18 protein-coding genes are annotated in these 26,130 nt (G+C 71.5%); 10 read left to right on the top strand and 8 right to left on the bottom strand.

The genetic code is table 11. The features are described from left to right. Positions 1-54: 54 nt before the first annotated feature. Complete coding sequence (locus tag FM112_RS01965; RefSeq protein WP_087002706.1) at positions 55-1,224, top strand: cobalamin-independent methionine synthase II family protein; 1,170 nt, start codon at positions 55-57, stop codon at positions 1,222-1,224. A 223-nt stretch (positions 1,225-1,447) separates the two neighbouring features. Here the strand turns inward: FM112_RS01965 and FM112_RS01960 are convergent, their stop codons facing one another. The 4 genes from FM112_RS01960 to FM112_RS01945 all read right to left on the bottom strand — a co-directional run bounded on the left by FM112_RS01960 (position 1,448) and on the right by FM112_RS01945 (position 6,727). Next, complete coding sequence (locus FM112_RS01960) at positions 1,448-1,903, bottom strand: SgcJ/EcaC family oxidoreductase (protein WP_087002704.1); 456 nt, start codon at positions 1,901-1,903, stop codon at positions 1,448-1,450. 58 nt (positions 1,904-1,961) lie between these two features. Further along, a complete protein-coding gene (locus FM112_RS01955; RefSeq protein WP_087002700.1) occupies positions 1,962-3,632 on the bottom strand; it encodes a sodium:proton antiporter in 1,671 nt (556 codons plus the stop codon). Between the two features lie 153 nt (positions 3,633-3,785). Beyond that, complete coding sequence (locus tag FM112_RS01950) at positions 3,786-5,564, bottom strand: ATP-binding cassette domain-containing protein (RefSeq protein WP_087002699.1); 1,779 nt, start codon at positions 5,562-5,564, stop codon at positions 3,786-3,788. Next, a complete protein-coding gene (locus tag FM112_RS01945; RefSeq protein WP_087002697.1) occupies positions 5,561-6,727 on the bottom strand; it encodes an ABC transporter permease in 1,167 nt (388 codons plus the stop codon). The genes FM112_RS01950 and FM112_RS01945 overlap by 4 nt, the downstream gene beginning before the upstream one ends. 123 nt (positions 6,728-6,850) lie before the next feature. Between FM112_RS01945 and FM112_RS01940 the strand changes: the two genes are divergently transcribed. From FM112_RS01940 to FM112_RS01925, 4 genes are all read left to right on the top strand, one after another. Then, the gene (locus tag FM112_RS01940; protein ID WP_087002695.1) at positions 6,851-7,564 is read left to right on the top strand and encodes a TetR/AcrR family transcriptional regulator; all 714 of its coding nucleotides are present in this window, start codon (positions 6,851-6,853) and stop codon (positions 7,562-7,564) included. Positions 7,565-7,679: 115 nt separating this feature from the next. Next, positions 7,680-9,440, top strand: a complete 1,761-nt coding sequence (locus FM112_RS01935; protein WP_087002693.1) for a choline/carnitine O-acyltransferase — start codon at positions 7,680-7,682, stop codon at positions 9,438-9,440. A 47-nt stretch (positions 9,441-9,487) separates the two neighbouring features. After that, positions 9,488-10,297, top strand: coding sequence for an ammonia-dependent NAD(+) synthetase (gene nadE, locus FM112_RS01930; RefSeq protein ID WP_087002691.1), 810 nt, complete (start codon positions 9,488-9,490; stop codon positions 10,295-10,297). A gap of 47 nt (positions 10,298-10,344) precedes the next feature. Then, the gene (locus FM112_RS01925; protein WP_140400536.1) at positions 10,345-11,043 is read left to right on the top strand and encodes a hypothetical protein; all 699 of its coding nucleotides are present in this window, start codon (positions 10,345-10,347) and stop codon (positions 11,041-11,043) included. 36 nt (positions 11,044-11,079) lie between these two features. Here the strand turns inward: FM112_RS01925 and FM112_RS01920 are convergent, their stop codons facing one another. Continuing rightward, positions 11,080-11,325, bottom strand: coding sequence for a hypothetical protein (locus FM112_RS01920; RefSeq protein WP_087002687.1), 246 nt, complete (start codon positions 11,323-11,325; stop codon positions 11,080-11,082). Between the two features lie 104 nt (positions 11,326-11,429). Between FM112_RS01920 and msrA the strand changes: the two genes are divergently transcribed. Next, positions 11,430-11,954, top strand: coding sequence for a peptide-methionine (S)-S-oxide reductase MsrA (gene msrA, locus FM112_RS01915; RefSeq protein WP_087002938.1), 525 nt, complete (start codon positions 11,430-11,432; stop codon positions 11,952-11,954). Here the strand turns inward: msrA and FM112_RS01910 are convergent. The 3 genes from FM112_RS01910 to FM112_RS01900 all read right to left on the bottom strand — a co-directional run bounded on the left by FM112_RS01910 (position 11,951) and on the right by FM112_RS01900 (position 19,018). Continuing rightward, a complete protein-coding gene (locus tag FM112_RS01910; protein ID WP_087002685.1) occupies positions 11,951-13,411 on the bottom strand; it encodes a glutamate synthase subunit beta in 1,461 nt (486 codons plus the stop codon). The genes msrA and FM112_RS01910 overlap by 4 nt on opposite strands. After that, positions 13,404-17,972: a glutamate synthase large subunit gene (gene gltB / locus FM112_RS01905; protein WP_087002683.1), complete on the bottom strand. Its 4,569-nt coding sequence runs from the start codon at positions 17,970-17,972 to the stop codon at positions 13,404-13,406. The genes FM112_RS01910 and gltB overlap by 8 nt, the downstream gene beginning before the upstream one ends. Positions 17,973-18,106: 134 nt before the next feature. Then, positions 18,107-19,018: a LysR substrate-binding domain-containing protein gene (locus tag FM112_RS01900; RefSeq protein ID WP_087002681.1), complete on the bottom strand. Its 912-nt coding sequence runs from the start codon at positions 19,016-19,018 to the stop codon at positions 18,107-18,109. Positions 19,019-19,222: 204 nt separating this feature from the next. On the opposite strand from FM112_RS01900, the gene FM112_RS01895 reads away from it, so the two are divergent. The 4 genes from FM112_RS01895 to putP all read left to right on the top strand — a co-directional run bounded on the left by FM112_RS01895 (position 19,223) and on the right by putP (position 25,992). Beyond that, on the top strand, positions 19,223-22,789 hold the full coding sequence (locus FM112_RS01895) for a bifunctional proline dehydrogenase/L-glutamate gamma-semialdehyde dehydrogenase (RefSeq protein WP_087002679.1): 3,567 nt from the start codon (positions 19,223-19,225) through the stop codon (positions 22,787-22,789). Positions 22,790-23,106: 317 nt separating this feature from the next. Then, positions 23,107-23,724 carry a single-stranded DNA-binding protein gene (locus FM112_RS01890; RefSeq protein ID WP_087002676.1) on the top strand — a complete coding sequence of 206 codons (618 nt, stop codon included), beginning with the start codon at positions 23,107-23,109 and terminating at the stop codon, positions 23,722-23,724. Positions 23,725-23,861: 137 nt separating this feature from the next. Then, on the top strand, positions 23,862-24,320 hold the full coding sequence (locus FM112_RS01885; protein WP_087002674.1) for a hypothetical protein: 459 nt from the start codon (positions 23,862-23,864) through the stop codon (positions 24,318-24,320). Positions 24,321-24,486: 166 nt separating this feature from the next. Continuing rightward, positions 24,487-25,992, top strand: a complete 1,506-nt coding sequence (putP, locus tag FM112_RS01880) for a sodium/proline symporter PutP (protein WP_087002672.1) — start codon at positions 24,487-24,489, stop codon at positions 25,990-25,992. Positions 25,993-26,130 lie beyond the last annotated feature (138 nt).

Genomic DNA, 26,130 nt, shown 5'->3' with positions numbered 1-26,130 from the left:
TACCGCCGGATCTTTGCGACCCTCGAATCACACCATTCGAGAAAGGCCTCCTCCATGACCGAACGCTTCCAACTCGTCGGCAGCCTCCTGCGCCCCCAGGAACTGCTCGACTTCAAGACGAAGATCGAGCACCGCGACGACATCGCCTATCCGTTCTACGACGATTTCGAGGGCTACGAGGAGGTCGAGGTCGCCGCCACCCGCGAGGTCGTCGCCAAGCAGATCGAGCACGGCATCGACGTGCTCACCGACGGCGAGTACACGAAGTCGATGTGGCACCTCGACTTCGTCTGGGGCTTGCACGGCGCCGAGCGCTTCATCGCGCCGCACGGCTACTTCTTCCGCGACCTGGACGGCGAGAGCCGGTTCGAGACGCGCCGCGACATCGGCATCCGCGTCACCGCGCCGCTCTCGGGCCGGAACCACCACTTCATCGAGTGCTACCGGCGGGTCGTCGACCTCGCCGAGGGGCGCGCCGTGAAGCAGTGCATCCCCTCGCCGGCGCACATCTACGGCGAGCTCTCGGGCGCGATGTCGGGCCAGCCGCACGCCGGCAGCGCCGAAGGCGTGTACGCCACGCGAGCCGATCTCCGCGCCGGGCTGCTCGGCGCCTACAAGGAGTTCGCGGCCGAGTACGCGGCCGCGGGCGGGAAGATCCTCCAGCTCGACGACTGCCTGTGGGAGCTGTTCGCCGACGACAACGAGCACTCGCCGTTCACCGGTGACGGCCCGGGCGCCGACGTCGCGATCGAGGTCGCCGAGGAGTTCGTCGCGATCAACAACGAGCTGATCGACTACGCCCACGGCCTCGGCCTCAAGGTGTGGACGCACAACTGCCGCGGCAACTACGAGTCGCGCAACATGGGCGGCGGATCGTACGCCGCGATCGCCGACCTCTTCCTCGGCCGTCAGCGCTACGACCGCTTCTTCCTCGAATGGGACGACGATCGCGCCGGGTCGATCGAGGCGCTCCACGCGTTCGACGGCCGCGACGACGTCGAGGTCGTGCTCGGCGTGCTGTCGAGCAAGACGACGGAGCTCGACGACGAGGAGCGCGCGCTGCGGCTGCTGGAGCAGGCCTCGGCCGTCCTTCCCAAGGAGCGCCTGTTCGTCTCGCACCAGTGCGGATTCGCGTCCTGCGACGGCGGCAACGCGCTCGCGGCGGACCAGCAGTGGGCGAAGATCGATCAGGGCCGTCGCATCGCCCGGCAGTTCTGGGGCTAGGCTCCGGGCGCCGGATGCTCTCGGCTCGTGCCGATCCTGTGGATCGGCACGAGCCGAGAGCGATGCGCTCGCCAGGGGAGTGCGCGCCTGCGCGTCAGCGGAACTCGTGCGTCCGCCGCGGGATTCGAGCCCTCCGCGGACTGGCGTCGTCCGCGTCCGTACGGTCGGGCCGGGTGAGCGGGGCCGGGCCGGGTGAGCGGCGGGGCCGCCCGTTCGGGCGGGTCTAGTCCTCGCCGCGGTAGTTCGCCGGCCGGGACCGGCCGTCCACGACCTGGATGGAAGTCGCCCCCTCGATGATGTCCGTGTTCTGGGCGGCCACCGCCCGCCACCCGTCCTCGAAGCGCTGCATAGCGAAGCTGAAGATGCCGTGGCGCTCCTCGGCGTGCTGCTCGCCCGTGCCGAGCGCGCTCTGGCCGACCATGCGCCACTGCCCGTGCACGAGGGCCGCCTCGGCGCCGAGGGACCGGACGCGTCGTTCGGTGAACGTGATCGTCGACTCCGGGAAGATCACGTCGAAGCCGTACTGATGCGCCTCGCGGATCCGCTCCCGGGTGTGCCACCACTTGCCGACCACGTTGACGAACTCGGGCTCCTCCACGAAGAGGCCCGCGAGCGCCGGCGCATCGCGGTCGTTCCAGGCCGCGGCGAATCCATCGAGTACATCCTCAGGTTTTTGCACGGGGTCAGGTTATCAGCGCGGCCGTCCGCGGGGAAGGGGACGGGACGGAGCCTATGCCTCAGTAGCGGTCCTTGCCCCGCAGCTCGATCGCGATCTGGGCGGCGTCGAGGTCGTCCAGCGCGTCCTCGAGCACATCCGCGTCGAAGAGGCCGTTGTCGCGGGCGTCGAGGAGCGCCGAGCGCTGCGCCTCGAGCACGGCGATCTTGTGGCGCTTGGCCGCCTCGAAGCGCTCGCGCCGGGGCGCGTCCTCCGAGACCTCGGGCTCGATCACGTCCTTCGCGGTATCGCGTATCAGCTCGAGGATGCGGCGGTGCTCCGCCTGCATCTGCTCGTCCACCGCATCGGGATCGACGTCCGGCGAGATGGCCCGCAGCAGCGCCCCGATCGTGCCGCCCTGGAGGAGCAGCGAGAACGCGGCCACGGCGAAGGCGATGAGCACGAGCACGGAGCGCATCGGCGTGTCGTCGGGGAGCGTCTGCGCCGCGGCCACCGTGACCGCGCCGCGCATCCCGGCCCACACGACCGCCGTGCCCTCGCGCCAGCCCAGCGGGGCTCGGAGGAAGTACTCGATGTCCGCGAGCCCCCGCGTGACGCGCGTTGAGAGCCGCTCGAGGTCCCGCGGCGAGGCGGGGCGCCCCGCGCGGTTGAAGCGCTCGACGGCGGCCTGCCTGCCCGTGTCCGTGCTGATCTTCTCGCGCAATCCGCTGATCCGGCCGTGCATCCGCTCGTAGCGGCGCCGTCGTGCCGCCAGCACCCCGAGCAGGGGCGCGACGTAGCCCGCACGGACGAGCACGGTGATGAGCAGCGCCCCGAGCGCGATCAGCAGCGCCGGGGCGACGCCGGCGTGATCCCGCTCCACGCTGAGCACGATCTCGTGGATCTGCAGGCCCATCGTGAGGAAGACGATGCCCTCGAGCACGAGTTCGACGGTGCGCCAGTTCTGCGAGTCCGAGAGCCGGTTCCGGGGCGAGAGCACCTTCGGGGCGCGGATGCCGGTGATGAGTCCCGCCACCACGGCCGCGACGAGCCCGGAGGCGCCGAGCAGCTCCGCCGGGATCGAGGCGAGGAAGGGGACGGTGAACGAGATCACGGTGTTGACGGTCGAGTCCGTGACGCGCTTGCGGACGGCGAGGTTCAGCACGCCGACGACCGCGCCGATGGCCACGGCGACGACCACGGAGTACGCGAAGGTGCCGACCGCACCCCAGAACGAGAAGGAGGCCGCCGTCGCCACGATGGCGGTGCGCAGCAGCACGAGCGCCGTGGCGTCGTTGAGCAGGCTCTCGCCGTCGAGGATCGCGACGACCCGCTTGGAGACCGAGGTCTGCTTCACGATGGAGGTGGCCACCGCATCCGTCGGGCTGATGATCGCGCCCAGCGCGACGCCCCACGCGAAGCCGAGGTCGGGGAGGACCAGCATGAAGAACACGCCGAGCACGAGCGAGCTCGCGACGACCAGGGCCACCGAGAGCCCGCTGATGGCGCCGAACTCGCGCCGGAAGTTCATGGCGGGCATCGAGACCGCCGAGGAGTAGAGGAGCGGCGGCAGCAGTCCCTGCAGAATCCATTCCGGATCGAAGACGAACTCATCGAAGATCGGCAGGAAGCTGGCCGCTACGCCCAGCGCCACCATGATGAGCGGCGCCGCGACGCCCAGCTTCGGCCCGAAGAGGGTCGCGGCGGCGATCAGCAGCAATCCCGCCACGAACACGACAAGCAGTTCCGTCATGATGCTCCTCACTGGCTCGTCGGGCGGCCGCCCGCTCGCGTCGATGCATACCGTAAGGATGCCACGCGGCATCGGGAGGAACGGGGCCTGCTCCCGTACGCGGGGCGGACGGCGATGTTGGACGGTCGCGCTCGAACGCACGCGGCATGCGGCTCAGTCCGCGCCGGGCAGCATCGACTCCTCGAGCGTCGAGCGCCGCTCCTCGAGGCGCATCGGGCCGGGCAGACCGGCGAGGACGGACTCGGCCCGCGAGCGCGCGACCCCGGGGAGACGGAGGCTCCGCCCGTCGAGGATGACCGGTACCCCCGCCTCGCGCAGGCGGCGGAACGCGTCCTCCCAATGGTCCGTCCGGAGCACGAGCGAGGAGTGGTGCGCCGTGATCTCGGCCGCCGTGCCTTCGGCCGCGACCACGCCCGCGGAGAGGACGACGAGGCGGTCGCACTGCGCGGCCTCCTGCATGTAGTGCGTGGTGACCAGGATCGCGGTGCCCTCGTCGGCGGTCTCGCGCAGCGCCTTCCAGAGCCGCGCCCGGGTGAGGGCGTCCATGCCCGAGGTCGGCTCGTCGAGGATGAGCAGCTCCGGCCGGTGCTGGGAGGCCGCGAGATACGCGAGCATCCTGCGCGCGCCGAGGGGCAGCGCCGCCGCCGGCCCCGGGCCCAGGGCGCGGGCGAAGTCGGCCGCCTGCTCGCCCACCGCCGCCCCGCGCACGGCGGCGGCGAAGCGGAGGTTCTCGAGCGCGGAGAGCGAGGGGTACAGCCCGTGCCCCTGCGCGACGTAGCCCGTGCGCCGCCTGCTCGCGAGCGAGGGCCGCTCGCCGAACAACAGGCAGGCGCCCGAGGTGGGCGTCTCGAGCCCGAGAATCATCCGCATCAGCGTGGTCTTGCCCGCCCCGTTGCCGCCGAGCAGTCCGACGACCTCCCCGCGGGACACGGCGAGGCTCACGCCGTTCAACGCCGCGAAGTCGCCGTAGATGCGTTCGAGTCCCTCGGCCCGGACGAGGGGATCGGCGGCCCGCCCGCCTGCAGCCGGACGCGCCTCGGCGCTTGCGCCGCCGGCGCTCGCGGCGGGGGAGAAGCTTGGAACCTCCGGGGCGGTCTCGGCCTGCTCGTCGGCGAGGATGCGCGCGATCACCGCGTTCTCGAGGTCGGGCGAGGCCGGTGCGAACCCCGTCGGCGCCTCCTCCGCCTCGGTCGGCGTCCACAGGAAGACGTCCGCGCCGCGCCGCCAGGCGCGCCGCGAGTCCGGGGCATCGAGCTCCGCCGCGCTCGCGGCGCCGCGCAGGAGCCGCCCCGGCATGCCGGAGACGACCTCCTCCGGCGCGCCCGAGGCGAGCAGCCGCCCCTCGTCGAGCAGGAAGAGCCGTTCCGCCCGCTCGGCCTCGTCGAGGTAGGTGGTGGCGAGCACGACGGCGGCGCCGTCCGCCGCCGCCTCGGCGACGAGACTCCAGAGCTCGCCGCGGCTGAGCGGGTCCACCCCGGTGGTCGGCTCGTCGAGGAGCACGAGCTCCGGGCGGTGGAGCGTCGCGAGCACGAAGGCGAGCTTCTGCCGCATCCCGCCGGAGAGTCGCCCGGCGAGGCGTCCCCGGGCGCGGTCGAGCCCGGCGCGGTGCAGCAGCGAGTCGGCGCGCTCGCGGGCCGGTCCGCCGCTCAGGCCGTAGACGCCCGAGACGAATCTCACGTTCTCGTCGACCGAGAGGTTCGACCAGACCCCGGCCTCGGCGGGCTGGTAGCCGATCCGGCGCGGATCCCGCACGAGTCCGCGCGGCGGCGGCGACGCGTGCTGCCGGCCGGCGAGCACCCGCAGCAGGGTGGACTTCCCGGCGCCGTCGCCGCCGACGAGCGCGGTGACCGCGCCGGGAGGGAACTCGCCGGTGAAGCGGTCGAGCGCGGCCGTGCCGCCAATCCGGACGCTCGCGTTCTCGAGGGCGATCATCGGCGACCGCCTCCGCGGGTGAGCGAACGGCGCATCGCGGCGGTGGCCGCGCCGAAGACGAGTACCGCCATGCCCGCGAGGATCGCGAGCGGCGGCCAGAGCGAGTCGAGGCCCGCGCCGCGCAGCAGCACGCCCTGGGCGATCTCGTTGAACCACGTCAGCGGCAGCGCGTAGCCGATCCAGCCGATGCCCGGCGGCATCGACTCGAGCGGGAAGATCAGTCCCGAGAGCAGCACCTGCGGCACCACGAACATGATCGCCAGCTGGATGGCCTGCCCCGTGTTCTGCGAGACCGAGGAGACGAGCACGCCGAGGCCGAGCACGACGAAGCAGAACACCACGGCGGTGAGCCCGAACAGCCAGACGCTGCCGACGAAGGGCACGCCGAACAGCCAGACGCCGAGCGCCGTGACCGCCGCCATGTCGACCACGGCGAGGAGGAAGTACGGCACGATCTTCCCCAGGATGATCGCGCTCGGGCGCAGCGGCATCACCGCGAGCTGCTCGAGCGTGCCGGTCTCGCGCTCGCGGACCAGGCCGATGCTGGTGATCAGCGTGCCGATGAACGTGAGGATGAGACCGATCAGTCCCGGGACCATGACCCAGGAGGTCTCGAGATCGGGGTTGAAGAGCACCGTGACGAGGTCGTCGGCGTCGAGGTCGGGCGCGGAGAGCTCGGGCGGCCGGCCGCCGCCGGCGAGCGCCTCCTCGACGGCCTCCTCGATCTGCGCGATCCGGTCCATGCCGTCCTCTGCCGCGATGCGAAGGAACGTCGCCTCCACGGCCTGCGCGACGAAGAGACTGCTGCCGTCCGTGTAGACGTGCATCCGGTCGACGAGCGAGGCGTCCTCCGCCGGGTCGGGGAGCGCTGCGATCACCGCGTCCGATTCCCGGTCGCGCAGCAGCCGTTCGGCATCCTGCGCGGCGAGGGAGGAGTCGACCGCGACGATGTCGATCCGCTCCGAGGCCGCGTCGGAGTCCGCGAGATCCTCGGCGAGCGATTCGGCCCCGGGGCCGACGACGGCGACCGAGACGCGGTCGACGGAGAAGTTCGCGGCGTACCCGAAGATGACCAGCATCACGACGGGCAGGGCGATCAGCATCGCGAGCGTGCGCCGATCCCGGAACAGCTCGCGGAACTCCTTCATGATGAGCGCCCGCATACGACGACCTCCCTATTTCATCGAGTGATGAATAGCACCGTACACGAATTTCATCCGATGATGAATAGTGTGTCGCGCTGATAGTGTTGCTGCTCGACGAGGGCAGATCGGAGGGCGGGCGACGTGGCTGCAGGGACGACCGGGCGAGCCGCCCGCCGCGGACCGCGTCAGACGGACACCGCCTGGCGGGAGCGCATCCTCGACGCCGCGCGCCGCGAGTTCGGCGAGCACGGCTACCAGGGCGCCACCGTGCGCCGCATCGGCAGCGCCGCGGGCGTGGATCCGAAACTCGTCCACTACTACTTCGGCACGAAGGAGGAGCTGTTCAGCACCTCGATCGCCGAGGCGTTCCGCCGGCGGGGGCTGTTCGAGTTCTTCGAGCAGGCGCTCGGCGAGGGCGCGGAGTCGCCGGGAACCGAGTACCTCTTCTCGATCCTCACCGCGCTCGAGGACGATGCGTTCGGCGCGGCGTTCATCGGCCTGGTCCGCAATCTCGGCACCCACGAGGAGTCCCGCCGGATCTTCCTCCGCTTCGTCACGACGCAGCTCATCGAGCAGCTCGCCCCGCGCCTGGACGGCCCCCTCCCCGAGGCCCGCGTCGCGTTCGCGGGCTCGCAGCTGCTCGGCCTCGTGACGGCCCGCTACATCCTGAAGGTGCCGCCGCTGGCGGCTCTGAGCACCCGAGAGGTCGCGCGGGTCGTCGGGCCCACGCTCGACCGCTACATCTTCGGCCCCCTGCCGCTCGAGGACCGCGCGTCGACGCCGGGCCCGGAAGACCCGGAGGACTTGGAAGAGCCGGAAGACCCGGAGCGCCTCCGCGGCACGCCGTCCGGATAGCCGGCCGGCATCGCCTCGACCGCGGCCTGGCGGAGATCCTGGCGGAGACCGGCGGAGGAGGCGAGAATGGACGGGGCTGCCGGCAAGTGACGCCGGCGCGAGAGGAGTCGCAGCGATGTCCATGGCACCCCTGCCGGTCCCGCCGCTCGACGCCTCCCTCGAGCGGTTCCTCCGGACGGTCGCGGCCATCGCCGGCCCCGGTGCCGAGGCGGCGGCGCGGGCGGAAGTCGGACGGTTCCGGCGAGGCGGCGCCCAGCGCCTGCAGCGCGAGCTCGAGCGCTTCGCGGAGAGCGAGCACGAGGCGGGCCGCAGCTGGCTGTCCGAGGAATGGTCGCGGGAATACCTGCGGGTGCGGGAGCCGCTGCCGCTCGCGAGCAACGTGGCGTACGAGCTCGAGCTCGCGATCGCCGCCGGTGACCCGGGCGACGAGGAATGGGCCGCCGAGGCGATCCACCGCATCGCGACGGTGCACCTGGCCGAGGCCCGGGGAGCCACCTCCCCGGAGGTCGACGCGCGCGGCACCGCCCTGTCGATGGAGCAGTGGCCCCGCCTCGCGGGCGGCATCCGGCATCCCCGGCCCGTGGAAGACGTCTTCCTGCAGGCGGGCGGGGCCTCGTCTCGGCCCGAGATCGGCGTGCTCCGTCACGGGAGGCTCTTCGCCATGCCCGTCGGCGACGAGAGCGGTCGAGCCCTCGCCATCCGAACGATCGCCGAGCAGCTGCGCCGCACGCTCGCCTTGGCCGACGAGGGCGGGCGAGGGCTGCGCGCGCCGGGCTTCGCCGACGCGGCGTACCTCGGCAGCGATGCGCTGGCGGGCCCGCTCGAGGGGATGCTCTCCGAGCCGGAGAACGCCCGCGCCTACCGGCGAGCGGCCGGGCTGCTGTTCGTCGTCGCGCTGACCGAGGAGTCGGCGGATGCCGCCGAGCGGCTGCGCGCGCTGCTGGTCGAGCCGGGGCGGGCCCTCGTCCGGAAGCCGCTGAGCTATCAGCTCGATCTGCGAGCGCGGCGGGTGCACGTGCATTCGGAGCATTCGGGCATCGATGGCGGCACGCTCGTCGAAGCGGTGCGGCGCATGCAGCGGGTGCACCCGCGCGCCGAGGACGATGAGGCCCCCGCAGCGCCCGTCGAGCTGCGCTGGCGATGGAGCTCGGGCGCCCGCTCCGCGCTGCGCGAGGCGCTCGAGGCCTATCGCGGGCGCGCCTCCCGCATCCGCGTCGAACTCGTCAGGGCGCCTCGGATCCCCGAAGAACGGCTGCCGTTCCGGATGAGCCCCGATGCGCTGCAGCAGCTCGTCATGACGATCGCGCAGCTGCGCGCCTTCGGCCGCGCGCGAAGCGCGTACGAGGCGGTGGACATGCGCGCATTCCAGAGCGGCCGCACGGAGTGCCTGCGCCCGGTCACCCCCGAGGCCGTGGCGTTCGGCCGCGCGCTCCTCGACGGCGGCGCGCGCCCGGAGGGGCTCCGCGCCGCGCTGGACGCCCATCGGGAATGGGTGAAGGCCTGCAAGACGGGGCACGGCTTCGACCGCCATTTCACCGGCCTCTCGATGATCGCGGCGCGGCTGGGGATCTCGGAGCCGTTCTTCGCGTGCGAGGCCCTCGCCGCCGTGCGCACGGACCTGCTCTCCACCACGTCGCTCGGCGCGGCCGAGCAGATCATGCGCTATACATTCGCGCCGACGACCGACCACGGGTTCGGGATCGCCTATACCCGTCATCCCGACGCGTTCGAGTTCTCGGTGAGCTACTTCGAACCGGGCTCGGAGCAGCCCGCCCGGTTCCTCGAGAGCCTGTCCGAGGCGGCGCGGCTGCTGAACGGATTCATCGTCGGGCTTTCGGACTCGGAGTCCGAGAACCCGGAAATGACCACCGAATAGCGGCCGGACCGCTGCGTTCGCGCAGCCGGCGTGAAACAATCGAACGCATGCGTGAGCTGCAAGCAGAGATCATCCAGGCCCTCGACGTTCGAGCGGAGATCGACCCGGCGGGGGAGATCCGCGAGCGCGTCGACTTCATGAAGGACTACCTCCGCACGACCCGTGCGCGCGGCTTCGTGCTCGGCATCTCGGGCGGCCAGGACTCGACGCTCGCGGGGCGCCTGGCGCAGCTCGCCGTCGAAGCGGTCCGGGCCGAGGGCGGCGAGGCCGAGTTCGCGGCGGTCCGCCTGCCGTACGGGCTACAGCTCGACGAGGCCGATGCGCAGCTCGCGCTCGACTTCATCCGCCCCGACCGCGTCGTCAACTTCGACGTCAAGCCGGCCGTCGAGGGGCTCGAGGAGGCGAGCGAGGCGCCGTTCAGCGACTACAACCGCGGCAACATCAAGGCCCGCATCCGCATGGCCGCGCAGTACGCCATCGCGGGCGAGGGCGCGAAGCTCGTCATCGGCACCGATCACGCCGCCGAGGCGGTCACCGGCTTCTTCACGAAGTTCGGCGACGGCGCATGCGACCTCACGCCCCTCGCGGGGCTGACCAAGGGGCAGGGGCGCGCCCTGCTGCAGCACCTCGAGGCGCCCGAGCGCCTGTACCTCAAGCAGCCCACCGCGGACCTCCTCGACGGGGTCCCGGGGCAGCCCGACGAGGTCGAGCTGGGCGTCTCGTACGCGGACATCGACGCGTATCTCACCGGCGCCGACGTGGAGGAGCGGGCGGCGGAGACCATCGAGCGCTACTACCTGCGCACGGAGCACAAACGCCGGCTGCCGGTGGGGCCGCACGACTCCTGGTGGCGCTAGGGCGCGGCCGCCGCTGTGCTCGAGGACCCGCAAGGGAGCGAAACGGCATGAGGAGGACGGGACTCCGCCTCGCGAGCAGGCCCCGCCGGCCGCTCGCGCCGATGGGCGCCGCGATCGGCGGGCTCCTGCTGCTCGCGGGCTGCGCCGCGCAGCCCGCCCCGGGCGAGACCGCCGGACACGGGGCCGATACGGGAGCGCCCGAGCGCTCCGAGGAGCGCGTCCCGGACATCGACGTGCGGGCGGTGGACGTGGAGCGCATCGTGATCCCGCCCGGGGTGTGCGGAGACGGGAGCTTCGGCTGGGACCAGCAAGAGCCCATCGCCCTGGCGGACGGGGAGGGCGAGGCCTTCGACGAGGACCTCAACGGCGCCTCGGTGTTCGGCATCGAACCGGTCGGCTACTTCGACTTCACCGGGGACGGCCTCGAGGACATCGTCGTGACGATCACCTGCAGCGGTTCGCCCGCAGAGATGTGCTGCGCCGGAATCGGGTCGATCATGACCTTCATCGCGGTGCTCGACGTCTCGCGCGACCAGGACAGCCCGGAGCAGGTGGGCGGCACGATCACCAGCGCGACGATCGACTCCGCGCCGTACCTCATCGACGGCGATGTGGAGCTGAGCGGCGCCGCGATCCTCTCCTCGCAATCGCCGGCCTATCCCGACGATCAGGACATGCCCGCGATCACGGTCCGGAACGAGTTCGTCGACGGCGAGTGGACGGAATCCTGGGAGCCTGCGGGCTGAGCCCGGCACCGGCGCGCACGAGGACGGCCGCCGGGCTCACATCCGCCGCAGCGCGGTGAGCGCCTCCTCGAACGTCGAGAAGGTGCCGAGCACGACGAAGTGGCGGCGGTCCGCCGTCATCCGCGAGATCGACCAGCGGTCGTCCGTCTCGTGCTCGAGGTAGCCGACGACGGCGCCGGTGCGCTGCACGATGCGCCAGCGGGTCTCGGTGAGGCGGCGGAACATGAACCCGAAGCGCTCGAACGCGAGGTCTTCGGTGCGGGGAAGCAGGACTGTGGTCATCGGAGGGCTCCTCTCGAAGCTGGGCGGAGGCACCGCGGCCGCGGTGCGCCGGTCTTCCCGAACCATAAGCCGAGCCCCCGACATCGATGGCTACCATGGTGCCCATGACGACTTCATACGTACTCGCCGGCGGCTGCTTCTGGTGCCTCGACGCCGTCTATCGCAACGTGCGCGGCGTCGAGGACGTCGTCTCCGGCTATGTCGGGGGCGAGACGCCGAGCCCGAGCTACGAGCTCGTGTGCACGGGCCGCACCGGCCACGCCGAGGCCGTGCGCGTGGTCTTCGACGAGGAGGTCGTCCCGGCCGACGTGATCCTCGACATGTTCTTCACGATGCACGACCCCCGCCAGCTGAACCGGCAGGGCGCCGACGTCGGCACGCAGTACCGCTCCGCGATGTTCCCCGCGGACGAGGGGCAGCGGGAGCGCTTCGAGGCGGCGATCGCCCGGGCCGACGACCTGTGGGGCGGCGGCGTGGTGACCACGATCGAGCCGCTCGGCGAGTTCTGGACCGCCGAGGAGTACCACCAGGACTTCTTCGCGAAGAACCCGGGCCAGGGGTACTGCCTTGCGGTCGCCGTGCCCAAGGTCAACAAGGTGCGCGCCGGCTTCGGCGAGTGGATGCGCTAGAGCGAGATCGCCGCCGCGGTCGCCGGGATGGGCGAGGGCAGCGAGGTGCGCCCGAGCAGGTACTCGTCCACGGCGGCGGCGGCCGCGCGCCCCTCCGCGATCGCCCACACGATGAGCGACGCCCCGCGGCCGGCATCGCCGGCCGCGAACACGCCGTCCGTCCCGGTCGCGTAGTCCTCGCCGCGCGCGATGGCGCCGCGCGCCGTGAACTCGATCCCGAGCTGCGCGTCCAGCGTCTCGCGCTCGGGCCCGGTGAAGCCCATCGAGAGCAGGACGAGGTCGGCGGGCAGCGAGCGCTCGGTCCCGGCCTTCGGCACGCGGCGGCCGTCGGGCAGGAAATCGGTGTCGGCCAGGCGCAGCTCCACGACGCGACCGGAGTCGTCGCCGACGAACTCGATGGTCGATGCCTCGAACAGCCGCTCGCCGCCCTCCTCGTGCGAGGTCTGCACCTCGAACACGCGCGGCGTCATCGGCCATGGCTCGTGCGGGGTGCGGAACTCCGGCGGCCTGCGCCCGATCGCGATGTTGGTGACCGACGCCGCGCCCTGGCGGTGCGCGGTGCCGATGCAGTCCGAGCCCGTGTCGCCGCCGCCGATGACGATGACGTGCTTGCCGTCGGCGCGGATCTGCTCCGGCACCTCGTCGCCGGCCACGGCGCGGTTCGACTGCACGAGATAGGGCATGGCCTGGTGCACGCCCTCCAGCTCGCGGCCGGGCACCTCGAGCTCCCGGCCGACGGGGGCGCCCGTCGCGATCACGACGGCGTCGTAGCGGCGGCGCAGGTCGTGCCAGGGGATGTCGCGCCCGATCTCGACGCCCGGGCGGAAGCGCGTCCCCTCCTCGCGCATCTGCGCGAGCCGGCGGTCGAGCACCTCCCGCTCCATCTTGAAGTCGGGTATGCCGTAGCGCATGAGGCCGCCGATGCGGTCGTCGCGCTCGAACACCGCCACGGTGTGCCCCGCGCGGGTGAGCTGCTGCGCGGCGGCCAGGCCCGCGGGCCCGGAGCCGACCACGGCGACCGTCCGCCCGGTGAGCCGCTGCGGCGGATGCGCCTCGAGCCAGCCGTTCGCGGCGGCCTCGTCCGCGATGGACTGCTCGATCCGCTTGATCGTCACCGCGGGCTGCGAGATGCCGAGCACGCAGGAGGACTCGCACGGCGCCGGGCAGAGCCGGCCGGTGAACTCCGGGAAGTTGTTCGTCGCGTGCAGCCGCTCCGAGGCGCCGCGCATGTCGCCCCGATAGGTGAGGTCGTTCCACTCGGGGATGATGTTCCCGAGCGGGCAGCCCTGGTGGCAGAACGGGATGCCGCAGTCCATGCATCGGCTCGCCTGCCGGTGCAGCTGCTTCGGGTCCTGCGGCTCGTAGATCTCCTTGAAGTCCATGAGCCGCAGCGGGACGGGGCGGCGCGGGGGCAGCTCTCGCTCTCGCTCGTCGAGGAATCCTCTCGGGTCAGCCATGGGTCGCCTCCAGAATGCGGTTCCAGGTCTCGGTGCCGTCGGGGTCGACGCCCGACTCGACCGCGTCGCGCCGGATCTCCGTCACGGTCGCGTAGTCGCGGGGGAGCACCTTGGTGAATTCGGCGCGGACGGTGTCGAAGTCCGCGAGGATGCGGGCGCCGAGCGGGGAGCCGGTCTGCTCCACGTGCTCGTGGACGAGGTCGCGCAGCTCGTCGGCGTCGGCGTCCGAGAGCGGCTCGAGCCGGAGCTCGCCGCTCGCGAGCGCGTCGTGGTTCACGAGATCCCGCTGGAGGCCGCGCACGTAGGCCACGCCGCCGGACATGCCCGCGCCGAGGTTCCGCCCGGTCGAGCCGAGGATCACGGCGACCCCGCCGGTCATGTACTCGAGCGCGTGGTCGCCGACCGCCTCGACGACGGCCGTGGCGCCCGAGTTGCGGACGAGGAAGCGCTCGCCGACCACGCCGCCGATGTACATCTGGCCCGACGTGGCGCCGTAGCCGATGACGTTGCCCGCGATGACGTTCTCCTCCGCCGCGAACGGCGAGGAGGGGTCCGGCCGCAGCACGACCTGCCCGCCCGAGAGCCCCTTGCCGACGTAGTCGTTGGAGTCGCCCTCGAGTCGGATCGTGATGCCCGCAGGCAGGAAGGCGCCGAGCGACTGGCCGGCGGTGCCGGTGAGGGCGATGTCGATGGTGCCGTGCGGCAGGCCGTGCTCGCCGTGGCGACGGGTCACCTCGTGGCCGAGCATGGTGCCGACCGCGCGGGCCGTGTTGTGCACCGGCAGCTTGATCTCCACGGGATCGCCCTCGAGGATCGCCGCCTGCGAGCGCGCGATGAGCTGCTGGTCGAAGTGCTCGTCGAGCTCGTGATCCTGATCGCGCAGCCTGCGCCGCGCCGAGTGCTCGGCGAGGGGCGGGACGTCGAGCACGGGGGAGAGGTCGAGGCCCTCGGCCTTCCAGTGCCGCCTGGCGTCGTCGGTGTCGAGCAGGTCCTCGCGCCCGATGATCTCGTCGAGCGAGCGGTAGCCCAGCTCGGCGAGCCATTCGCGCACCTCCTGGGCGATGAACTCGAAGAAGTTCACGACGTGCTCGACCTTGCCGGTGAAGCGCGAGCGCAGCTCCGGGTTCTGCGTGGCGACGCCGACGGGGCAGGTGTCGAGGTGGCACACGCGCATCATGACGCAGCCCTCGACGATCAGCGCGGTGGTCGCAAACCCGTACTCCTCGGCGCCGAGCAGGGCGCCGATGACCACGTCGCGGCCGGTCTTGAGCTGGCCGTCCACCTGCACCGTGACGCGATCGCGGAGCCCGTTGACGCGCAGCGTCTGCTGGGTCTCGGCGAGGCCGAGCTCCCACGGGGTGCCCGCGTGCTTGAGCGAGTTCATCGGCGAGGCGCCGGTGCCGCCGTCGTGCCCCGAGACGAGGATCACGTCGGCGAGCGCCTTCGTGACCCCGGCCGCCACCGCGCCGATGCCGTTCTCCGACACCAGCTTCACGTGGATGCGGGCGCCGGGGTTCGCGCGCTTGAGGTCGAAGATGAGCTGTTTGAGGTCCTCGATCGAATAGATGTCGTGGTGCGGCGGCGGGGAGATGAGGCCCACGCCGGCGGTGGCATGGCGGGTCTTCGCCACCCAGGGGTAGACCTTCTGCGGCGGCAGCTGGCCGCCCTCGCCAGGCTTCGCGCCCTGGGCGAGCTTGATCTGGATGTCGTCCGCGTGCGTGAGGTACATGCTCGTCACCCCGAAGCGGGCGGAGGCCACCTGCTTGATGGCGCTGCGGCGCTCGGGGTCGAGGAGCCGCTCGACGTCCTCGCCGCCCTCGCCGGTGTTCGACTTCGCGCCGAGCCGGTTCATCGCGATCGCGAGGGTCTCGTGCGCCTCGCGCGAGATCGACCCGTAGCTCATCGCGCCGGTCGAGAAGCGCTGCACGATCGCCGAGATCGGCTCGACCTCCTCCACCGGGATGGGCTCCCGGTCGCTGTCGAACCGGAACAGCCCGCGCAGGGTGGAGGTCTCCCGGGCCTGCTCGTCGATGCTGCGGGTGTAGTCCTTGAAGATGTCGTACCGGCGCTCGCGCGTGGCGTGCTGCAGCCGGAACACCGTGTCGGGGTTGAAGAGGTGCGTGGGGCCCTCCCGGCGCCACTGGTACTCGCCGCCGATCTCGAGCGGCCGGTGCGGCTGCTCGTCGCCGTCGATCGGGTAGGCCGCCTCATGGCGAGCCCGGGCCTCCGCCTCGATCACCTCGATGCCGACGCCGCCGAGCCGCGAGGAGGTGCCGGTGAAGAACTCGTCCACGACCTCCTGCGACAGTCCGACGGCCTCGAAGGTCTGCGCCCCCGAGTAGCTGGCGATCACCGAGATCCCCATCTTCGACATGATCTTGAGCACGCCCTTGCCGAGCGCCTTGATGAGGTTCCGCGTGGCCTGCTCGGGGGTGAGGTGCTCGATGCGGCCCGAGCGGACCATGTCCTCGACCGACTCCATCGCGAGATACGGGTTCACGGCGGTCGCGCCGTAGCCGAGCAGCGCGGCGACGTGGTGCACCTCGCGCACGTCGCCGGTCTCGACCACGAGGCCGACGCGGAGCCGGTGCTGGGCGCGGATGAGGTGGTGGTGCACCGCGCCGGTCGCGAGCAGCGAGGGGATGGGCGCCCAGTCGCGGTTGGAGTCGCGGTCGGAGAGCACGAGGAACTTCGCGCCGTTCTCGATCGCCGCGTCGGCCTCCGCGCAGAGGCGCGCGATGCGCTCGCGGAGCCCCTCCACGCCGCGGCCCACGGGGTAGAGGCAGTTCAGCGTGACGGTCTCGTCGATGCCGGGGCGGGACTCCAGGTGCTGCAGCTTGGCGAGCTCGTCGTTGTCGAGCACGGGGAAGTCGACGATGATCTGCCGCGCGTGCTCGGGCCCGTGCGCGAGGAGGTTCTCCTGCGGGCCGATCGACGAGACGAGGCTCGTCACGAGCTCCTCGCGGATCGCGTCGAGCGGCGGGTTGGTGACCTGGGCGAAGTTCTGCGTGAAGTAGTCGAACAGCAGCCGCGGCCGGTTGGCGAGCACGGCGATGGGGGTGTCGCTGCCCATCGCGCCGAGCGGCTCGGCGCCGGTGCGGGCCATGGGCTCCAGCAGGATGCGCAGCTCCTCCTCGGTGTAGCCGAAGGACCGCTGGCGGCGCACGACGGAGGACCGGGTGTGGCTCACGTGCTCGCGCTCGGGGAGCTCGTCGAGGCTGATCCTGCCCTCGTCGAGCCATTCGCCCCAGGGCTCGAGGTCGGCGAGGTCGTGCTTGACCTCGTCGTCCTCGATGATGCGTCCCACCTCGGTGTCGATCACGAGCACGCGGCCGGGGCGCAGCCGGCCCTTGCGGACGACGCGGCCCGGCTCGGTCTCGAAGATGCCCGCCTCCGAGCCGATCACGACGAGGTCGTCGTCGGTCACGAGGAACCGGCCGGGCCGCAGCCCGTTGCGGTCGAGGGTCGCGACGAGCCTGCGCCCGTCGGTGAAGGCCATCGAGGCCGGGCCGTCCCACGGCTCCATGAGCAGCGAGTGGTACTCGAAGAAGTCGCGCACCTCGGGCGGCATGTCCTCGCTGCGCTCCCACGCGGCCGGCACCATCATGTGCACCGCGTGCACGAGGGAGCGGCCCGAGAGCGTGAGCAGCTCGAGCACCTCGTCGAAGCTCGCGGAGTCGCTGCCGCCCTCCGAGATGATCGGCAGCAGGTCGTGGATGTCGCCGAGCACCGGGTTGTCGAGCTGGGATTCGCGGGCGCGCATCCAGTTGCGGTTGCCCCGGATGGTGTTGATCTCGCCGTTGTGCGCCATCATGCGCAGCGGCTGCGCGAGCGACCAGGAGGGGAACGTGTTGGTCGAGTAGCGCGAGTGCACGATGGCGAGCCTCGACGCGAACCGGCGGTCCGAGAGGTCGGGGTAGAAGGGCTCGAGCTGGAGCGTGGTGACCATGCCCTTGTAGGTGATGGTCCGGCTGCTCAGCGAGCAGAAGTAGGTGCCCGTCTCGTGCTCGAGCCGCTTGCGCATACGGTAGGCCTGGCGGTCGAGGGCGATGCCCTTGCGCGGGTTGCCGCGGTAGTTCTGCCGCTCGGAGCGGATGAAGAGCTGCTCGATCACGGGCATCGCGTCGCGCGCGAGGTCGCCGAGGTGCGCGGCGTCGACCGGCACCTCGCGCCAGCCGAGCACGCGCAGCTCCTCCTCGGCGCACAGCTCGTGGATGCGCTGCTTGACCGCCGCGCGCTCCTCCGGGTCGGCGGGCAGGTAGGCGTTGCCGACGGCGTACCGTCCGGCCGGGGGCAGCTCGATGCCGGCGACCGCGCGGAAGAACTCGTCGGGGACCTGCACCATGATTCCGGCGCCGTCGCCGGTTCCCGCATCCGAGCCGACCGCACCGCGGTGCTCCATGTGCCGCAGCGCCTCGAGCGCGATGTCCACGACGTCGTGCCCCGCGGTGCCGCGCATGGTGGCGACCGAGGCGATTCCGCAGGAGTCGCGCTCGTTCTCGGGGTCGTAGAGTCCGTGGGCTGCGGGCAAGCCCGTGGACTGGTAGGCGGATGCGGCCATCAGGCTCCTCTCGGGTCGGGCAGCAGGCTTCACCCACTGCTAGGCAAATCAGAGTAGACCCGATCCTCTCACAGTGGAACCCATATTGACGAACTCATGTCCGCTACACGGTATTTACCCGGCCGACTCCCGGTTTACCAGTGCATGAGGTCCACCGCGACGTCCGCGAGCACCGTGCGCACCGTCTCGATCGCGGGGTTCTCCTCGCTCGAGCGGCGGGCGGCCGTGAAGAGGTCCCGATGCGGGGCGCCCTCGAGCTCGAGCAGCCGCACCCTCGGCTCGCCCATGTGCACGAGGTTGGGGAGGAGGGCCACGGCATTGCCCGACTCCACGAGGCGCACGTGCGCCTGCATGTCCGCGGTCTCGAAGCGGATGTCCGGGTCGAAGCCCGCGCGGCGGCAGCGCTGCTCCGCCCAGTGCCGGGAGGCGGCTCCCCGCGGTTCGACCACCCACGGCAGCGAGGCCGCCTCCTCGATGCCCGTCACCCGGTCGAAGGCGGGGTCGGCGGTGCCCTCGAGCGGCAGGGCGAGGTGGATGGAGTCGGTCGTCAGCGGGATCCGGTCGAGTCCGTCGAAGTGCCGCGGCGCGTGCTCCGGGTACTGCTCCGCGACGACGAGGTCGAACCCGCGGGCCCAGGTCTCGCGCAGCGCCGTCTCGGGCTCGAATTGCACCACCTCGATGCGCAGGCCGGGGTGCTCGCGGCGCAGCCGCTTGAGCGCCGCGGGGATGATCGCGAGCACCGCGGTCTGGAAGACGGCGATCCGCAGCCTGCCGGAGATCTCGGGGACGGTGCGGCGGAGCGCTGCCTCGGCGCGCTCGAGGCCCGCGAGGAGTCGCTCCGTCTCGTCCGCGAGGCGGTTGCCGGCCGCGGTCAGCTCGAGGTTCCGGCCGGTCTTGCGCAGCAGCGCGAACCCCGTCTCCCGCTCGAGCAGGTTCAGCTGCTGCGAGACCGCGGACGGGGTATAGCTGAGGGCTTCGGCGACCGCCGCGATCGTTCCGCGGGTGCGGAACTCCCACAGCAGGCGCAGGCGTTTCATCTCGAGCATCGGGCTCCTCTGAGGGGAAAGGTCTGACGCCGTGGAATCAGTAGAAGAACTGAATGATAATCGGCAATAGGCGTAACTATACGTCAGGGGTTTTTCGGGTCACACTGGTGCAATATCCACTCCGCGCATGCCCGGGACGCCGTCGATCCGGCACGTGCGCGGAGGCCTCATCGGTGTACGCACCCGACCTCTGAAAGGCTGCTCGTGACTACGCAGAATGTGTCATCCCAGATTCGCCCGCAGGACCTCGCGGACGACGCGATTCAGCTTGTCCGCCGCTGGCTCGGCGAAGCGGCGGAGATCCCCGCCGACGCCTCGGCCACGCGCCTCGCCGGCGTGCTCAAGGACCCGAACGGCCTCGCCTTCACCGTGGGCTTCGTCGACGGCGTCGTCCGCCCCGAGGATCTCGGCGCCGCGGGCAAGGCGCTGAAGGAGCTCACCCCGCTCACGCCGAAGTTCCTCGCCGCGCCGCTGCGCGGCGCCATCGGCCTCGGCGGGGCCTTCTCGAGGCCGCTGCCCGGCATCGTGGTGCCCATCGCCCGCAAGGTGCTGCGCCAGATGGTGAGCCACCTCATCATCGACGCCTCCGACGCGAAGCTCGGCAAGGCGATCGCGAAGATCAAGAAGGACGACGTCCAGCTCAACATCAATCTCCTCGGCGAGGCGATCCTCGGCGAGGCCGAGGCCGAGCGGCGCCTCGCGGGCACCCACCGCCTCCTCGAGCGCGACGACATCGACTACGTCTCGATCAAGGTCTCCTCCACGGTCGCACCGCACAACCACTGGTCCTTCGACGAGGCCGTCGAGAACATCCAGGAGCAGCTCATCCCGCTGTTCCGCAAGGCCGCCGCCGCGAGCCCGAACAAGTTCATCAACCTCGACATGGAGGAGTACAAGGACCTCGACCTCACCATCGAGGTCTTCACGCGCCTGCTCGACCGCGAGGAGTTCAAGCACCTCCACGCGGGCATCGTGCTGCAGGCCTACCTGCCCGACGCGCTCGGCGCGATGATGCACCTGCAGGAGTGGGCCGCCGAGCGCATGGCCGCCGGCGGCGCGAACATCAAGGTGCGCGTCGTGAAGGGCGCCAACCTGCCGATGGAGCAGGTGGAGGCCGCGATCCACGGGTGGCCCTGCGCCGTCTGGCACTCGAAGCAGGCCACCGACACGAGCTACAAGGCCGTGCTCGACTACGCCCTCACCCCCGAGCGCACGAAGCACGTCCGCATCGGCGTCGCGGGCCACAACCTGTTCGACGTCGCGCTCGCGTGGCTGCTCGCCAAGGCGCGGGGCGCGACGGCGGGCATGGACGTCGAGATGCTGCTCGGCATGGCGACCGGTCAGGCCGAGGCGGTCAAGCGCGAGGTCGGCTCGCTGCTGCTCTACACCCCGATCGTGCACCCCGAGGAGTTCGACGTCGCGATCGCGTACCTCATCCGCCGTCTCGAGGAGGGCGCGAGCCAGGAGAACTTCATGTCGGCCGTCTTCGAGCTCAACGAGAACAGCGCCCTGTTCGAGCGCGAGAAGCAGCGCTTCCTCGCCTCGCTCGAGGACCTCGAGGCGATCACGGCCGACGGCGACGCCGCGAACTACCGCGTGCCGGAGCCCAACCGGCTCCAGAACCGCAACGAGTACGACGAGGCCGGCGCCCAGGCCCGGGTCGAGGCGCTCGTGCGGGCCGGCTACGAGGGCTTCGAGAACACGCCCGACACGGACCCGGACCTGCCCGGCAACCGTGCGTGGGGGCGCGCCATCGCCGAGCGCATGGCGGAGTCCGAGCTCGGCTCCGAGCTCGTCGAGTCCTCGCGCATCCGCGATGCGAAGGGGCTCGAGGAGGTCGTCTCGCGCGGCCTCGCGGCGGCGGAGGAATGGCAGGCGCTCGGCGTCGAGGAGCGCACCCGCATCCTCCACCGCGCCGGCGAGCGGCTCGAGGCGCGCCGCGCCGAGCTGCTCGAGGTCATGGGCTCCGAGTGCGGCAAGACGCTCGACCAGGGCGACCCCGAGGTGAGCGAGGCGATCGACTTCGCGCACTACTACGCCGCGCTCGGCCAGGAGGTCGAGCGGGTCGACGGCGCAAAGTACCACCCGAAGAAGCTCACCGCGGTCATCCCGCCCTGGAACTTCCCGACGGCGATCCCCGCGGGCGGCGCGCTCGCGGCGCTCGCGGCGGGCAGCGCGGTCGTCTTCAAGCCCGCCTCGGCGGCGGCTCGCACCGGCGCGGTCATGATCGAGGCGCTCTGGGAGGCCGGCGTGCCCCGCGACGTGCTGCAGTACGTGCAGTTCGGCGACCGTTCGCTCGGCTCCGCGCTCGTCGCCGACGAGCGCGTCGACCGCCTCATCCTGACCGGCGCGTACGAGACCGCGGTGAAGTTCCGCGAGCTCCGCAAGGACCTGCCGATCCTCGCCGAGACGAGCGGCAAGAACGCGATCATCGTGACGCCCAACGCCGACCTCGACCTCGCGGCGAAGGACGTGGTCAACTCCGCGTTCGGCCACGCCGGGCAGAAGTGCTCGGCCGCCTCGCTCGTGATCCTCGTCGGCTCGGTGGCGAAGTCCAAGCGGTTCAACCGCCAGCTCATCGACGCGGTGAAGTCGCTCAAGGTCGGCACGCCGGACGACCTCCGCACGCAGATGGGCCCCATCATCGGGAAGCCCGAGGGCAAGCTGCTGCGCGGCCTCACCACGCTCGGCGAGGGCGAGCAGTGGATCGTCAAGCCGCGGCCGGTCGAGAACGCCGGACCGCTGTCGAAGGACGGCGAGGGCGGGGTCAAGCTCTGGACCCCGGGCGTGCGCGCGGGCGTGCGACGCGGCTCCGAATACCACCTCACCGAGTACTTCGGCCCGATCCTCGGCGTCATGACGGCCGACACGCTCGACGAGGCCATCGACATGGTCAACGAGATCGAGTACGGGCTCACGAGCGGCCTCCACTCGCTCGACCGGGACGAGATCGACCGCTGGCTCGAGCGCGTCCAGGCGGGCAACCTCTATGTCAACCGCGGCATCACCGGTGCGATCGTGCGCCGGCAGTCCTTCGGCGGCTGGAAGAAGTCGGCCATCGGCGCGGGCACCAAGGCGGGCGGGCCGAACTACCTCCACGGCCTCGGGGACTGGACGGACGCGCCGGTCTCCGCGCCTGCCGGTGCGCCCCGGCCCGCGGCCGCCTCGCTCCTCGGCGCGGCCGAGCGAGCGGGCGTCTCCGGCGAGGAGCTCGAATGGCTGGGCGCCGCCGCGAGCTCGGACGCGCACGCCTGGGAGGACGAGTTCGGCATCGCGCGCGACGCCTCGCAGCTCGGCATCGAGCGCAACCTGCTGCGCTACCGCCCCGTGGACGCGACGATCCGCCTCGCCGCGGATGCGCCCGTGCACCACTCGGTGCGCGCCATCGCGGCCGGACTCGCGGCCGGCGCGAAGCCCGAGGTCAGCACCCCGGTGGCGCTGCCCGAGCCGGTCCTCGAGGCGCTGGAGGCCGCCGGCGTGGCCGTGCGGTTCGAGGACGACGACGCGTGGCGCGCCCACGTCGCGCGGCTCGCCGAGCAGGACGGCCCGAACGCGAGCGCCCGCATCCGCGTGGTCGCCGGGCCGAGCCGCGAGGCCGAGGTCGCGGCCGTCTACGAGGCGGCCGACGGCAAGCCCGACATCGCGGTCTACGGTGGCGAGGTCGTCCGCGCCGGCCGCGTCGAGATGCTGCCGCACCTGCACGAGCAGGCCGTGTCCATCACCGCCCACCGCTTCGGCACGCCGAGCCGCATCTCGGAGGGGCTCGTCTAGCCGGCCGCGGGCCCGGCATCCCCGCGGGGCCGCCGTCCCGTCATCGACACGATGACGGGACGGCGGCCCCGCGGTCGTCTCCCCGGCCGTGTCGACGGATCCACACGCCCGGATGCGCCTCGCGCCTTCCGGAGCGGCTGTGGAAATCGGCGAGCCCACAGCGGCGCCGACCGCCCCGGCAGGCGCCGAGGTACCCCGGCACACTGTTCCCGAGCCCGGCGAGCAGTAGACCCGCACGGTACGGCTCGCCGGGCCGCCTCGTGGACGACCGGCACGGCGCGATCGGCGCGCGGTGCGGAAGAAGGGAAAGAACAGAGATGACCGATTTCATCACGGTGACCGGCACGCTCGGCACCGATCCGGAGCACCGGGTCGTGGGCGACGGGCTCAACCGCACGACGTTCCGCATCGCGAGCAGCGAGCGCCGCCGCGTGGCCGGCTCGAACGAGTGGGAGGACCACCACACCAACTGGTACTCGGTGACCTGCTGGGGCCGCCTCGCGACCAACACGAAGGCGTCGCTGGAGAAGGGGCAGCGCGTGATCGTCGCGGGCAAGCTGCGCATCAGCAGCTATACGCGCGACGACAACTCGCAGGGCACGCAGGTCGAGATCATCGCCAATTCGGCGGGGCACGATCTCTCCTTCCAGACGGCGACCGCGACGAAGCGGCCGGGGCAGGCCGATCGCGAGGCCGGGCGGTGGGCTTCGCCGGGCGCGGGCGGGCTCGCGGCCGGCGCGACCGCGAGCCCGGACGCGCTGGCGGGCGTGCTGGCCGGAGCCGAGCCGCTCGTGCCCTCGGGCGGCCCGGAACCGGAGGGCACCGGGAACGTCGAGGGGCGGTCCGCCGGCGCCGAGGCCGACGGATCCGAGGCGCAGCAGTCGGAGGGAGGTCTGGTATCGAGTCATGACGAGTATGCCGAGGCGCCGTTCTGACGGCGCCCGGCGGCGACGGCCCGGCCGGAAACGCAGAGTCGGTCAGGGCTGGCCGGGCCGTCGCCCGCGGGTCCACCATCGCGTCAGCGGAATTGTCTAGAGTCGAGTGGTTCGCTCGGCCCCTCGGAAGGACCCCTGTGCCATCGTCCCGTACCCTCGCCGCCGTCGCCTCGCTGCTCGTCGGCGGACTGGCCCTCGCCGGCTGCGCCTCCGACGCCCCCGAACCCGGTCCCACCGATACCGCGGCGGCGACGGACGCCCCGGCGCCCACCTTCGTGGAGGGCGGCGGAGCCGAGGAGAACAAGGCCTACTTCGACGCGACGCTCGAGCAGCTCCTCGAGGCGAATCCCGAGGCGAAGTCGCACGAGATGGTGAACGCCCTCGTGGACGCCGGGTTCGACAAGGGCCGGATGGAGGTGACCTTCGACCGCACCACGGTCGATCTGGACGCCGACTTCGTGATCGTCTCGGTCAAGATGCCGGACGAGCAGTGCCTCATCGGCCAGACCGGCACCCACGGCTACGCCTCCGATGTCGTCGCCCCCATGAGCACCGGCAACTGCCTGGTCGGCAAGACGCAGGAGATCGACTGGTAGTCCCGCGGGCGAGCGGGCGGCACCGCCGCCGATGCTCCCCGCCCCGACGCCGGCCGGCCGCCTGTTCGCTTTGGACGAAATCCCGGCTTACTCTAAGCTGAGTCGTTTGGTCCTAATGAGGCCGCCCGCCGACGGCGGGACGAACACTCAGAAAGGTGACATCGAGATGTCCGACCAGGTCTACCTCTACATAGCCCTCGGAATCTACATGGCGGCGATGCTGCTGATCGGTTATCTGGCGTTCCGGAAGACGAGCGACCACGAGGACTACATGATCGGCGGGCGAGGGCTGCCGCCCTGGGTCGCGGCGCTCAGCGCCGGCGCCTCGGACATGTCCGGCTGGCTCATCATGGGCCTCCCTGGCGCGATCCTCGTCAGCGGCCTCGTCGAATCCTGGATCGCCATCGGCCTGCTCATCGGCTCGTACCTCAACTGGCGCCTCGTCGCGCCGCGACTGCGCGCGTACACGCAGGTGTCGAAGAACTCGATCACGATCCCCAGCTTCTTCGAGAACCGCACGCGCGACCGCAGCCGCATCCTCCGCACGCTCTCGAGCGTGATCATCCTCGTCTTCTTCACGCTCTACGCCTCGTCCGGCATGGTGGCGGGCGGCAAGTTCTTCGAGAGCGCCTTCGGCGGCGAGTACCTCGTGGGCATGATCATCGTGACGCTCGTGACGCTCGCCTACACCCTCTTCGGCGGCTTCCTCGGCGCCTCGCTCACCGACGTGGTCCAGGGGCTGATGATGGTCACCGCCCTCGTCGTGGTCCCCGTCATCGCCATCTTCACCATCGGCGGGATCGGCGAGACCGCGACGATCATCGGCGATGTCAAGCCCGAGGCGCTCTCGTTCTTCGGCGGGGGAGAGCTCGCGACCACGGCGGTCGTGCTCGCCATCGTCTCGGGCCTCGCGTGGGGGCTCGGCTACTTCGGCCAGCCGCACATCATCGTGCGCTTCATGGCGCTCCGCTCGCCGCAGGAGGCGGCCACCGCTCGCCGCATCGGCACCTCGTGGCAGTTCGTATCGCTCCTCGGAGCGGTCGGGGCGGGCCTCATCGCGATCGCGTACTTCGACAAGTTCGGCGGCGCCCCGCAGGATCCGGAGACCGTCGTGCTGCTGCTGGCGCAAGTGCTGCTGCACCCGCTCGTCGCCGGCCTCGTGCTCGCCGCGGTGCTCGCGGCCATCATGAGCACGCTCTCGAGCCAGCTCATCGTCTGCTCCTCGGCGCTCGTGGAGGACATCTACCGCGCGATCCGCAAGGAGCAGCCCTCCAAGAAGACGCTCGTCGTCCTCGGCCGTGTCGGCGTGCTGCTCATCGCCATCATCGCGGCGCTGCTGGCCATCAACCCGAACGACACCGTGCTCGGCCTCGTGAGCTTCGCGTGGGCGGGCTTCGGCGCCGCATTCGGCCCGATCGTGCTGCTCAGCCTCTACTGGCGCAAGCTCACCAACTGGGGCGCCCTCGCGGGCATGGTGGTGGGCACCGCCGTGGTGTTCATCTGGAAGGCGGTCGACGGCGCGCTCGGCATCGGCCTCTACGAGCTCCTGCCCGCGTTCGCGCTCGCGCTCCTCGCGGCGGTCGTGGTCAGCCTCCTCACCTACAAGCACAACCAGGAGATCGAGGACGAGTTCAGCGAGACCGGCTCGATGCTCGTCGTGAAGAAGGGCTAGCCGCCCCGCGCACGATCCGGAAGCCGTCCGCCCCTTCGCCAGGAGCGGACGGCTTCCGCCGTTCGGGCCGTCCGGCAGGCCACGGCTGATAAGGTTCGGGCGGGCCCTTCGCGGGCCGAACCGCTTTCATCCGCTCGC

The sequence above is a fragment of the Gulosibacter sp. 10 genome, assembly GCF_900163695.1.
Taxonomy (GTDB): Bacteria; Actinomycetota; Actinomycetes; order Actinomycetales; family Microbacteriaceae; genus Gulosibacter.
This window is presented reverse-complemented; position numbering and strand designations above follow the sequence as displayed.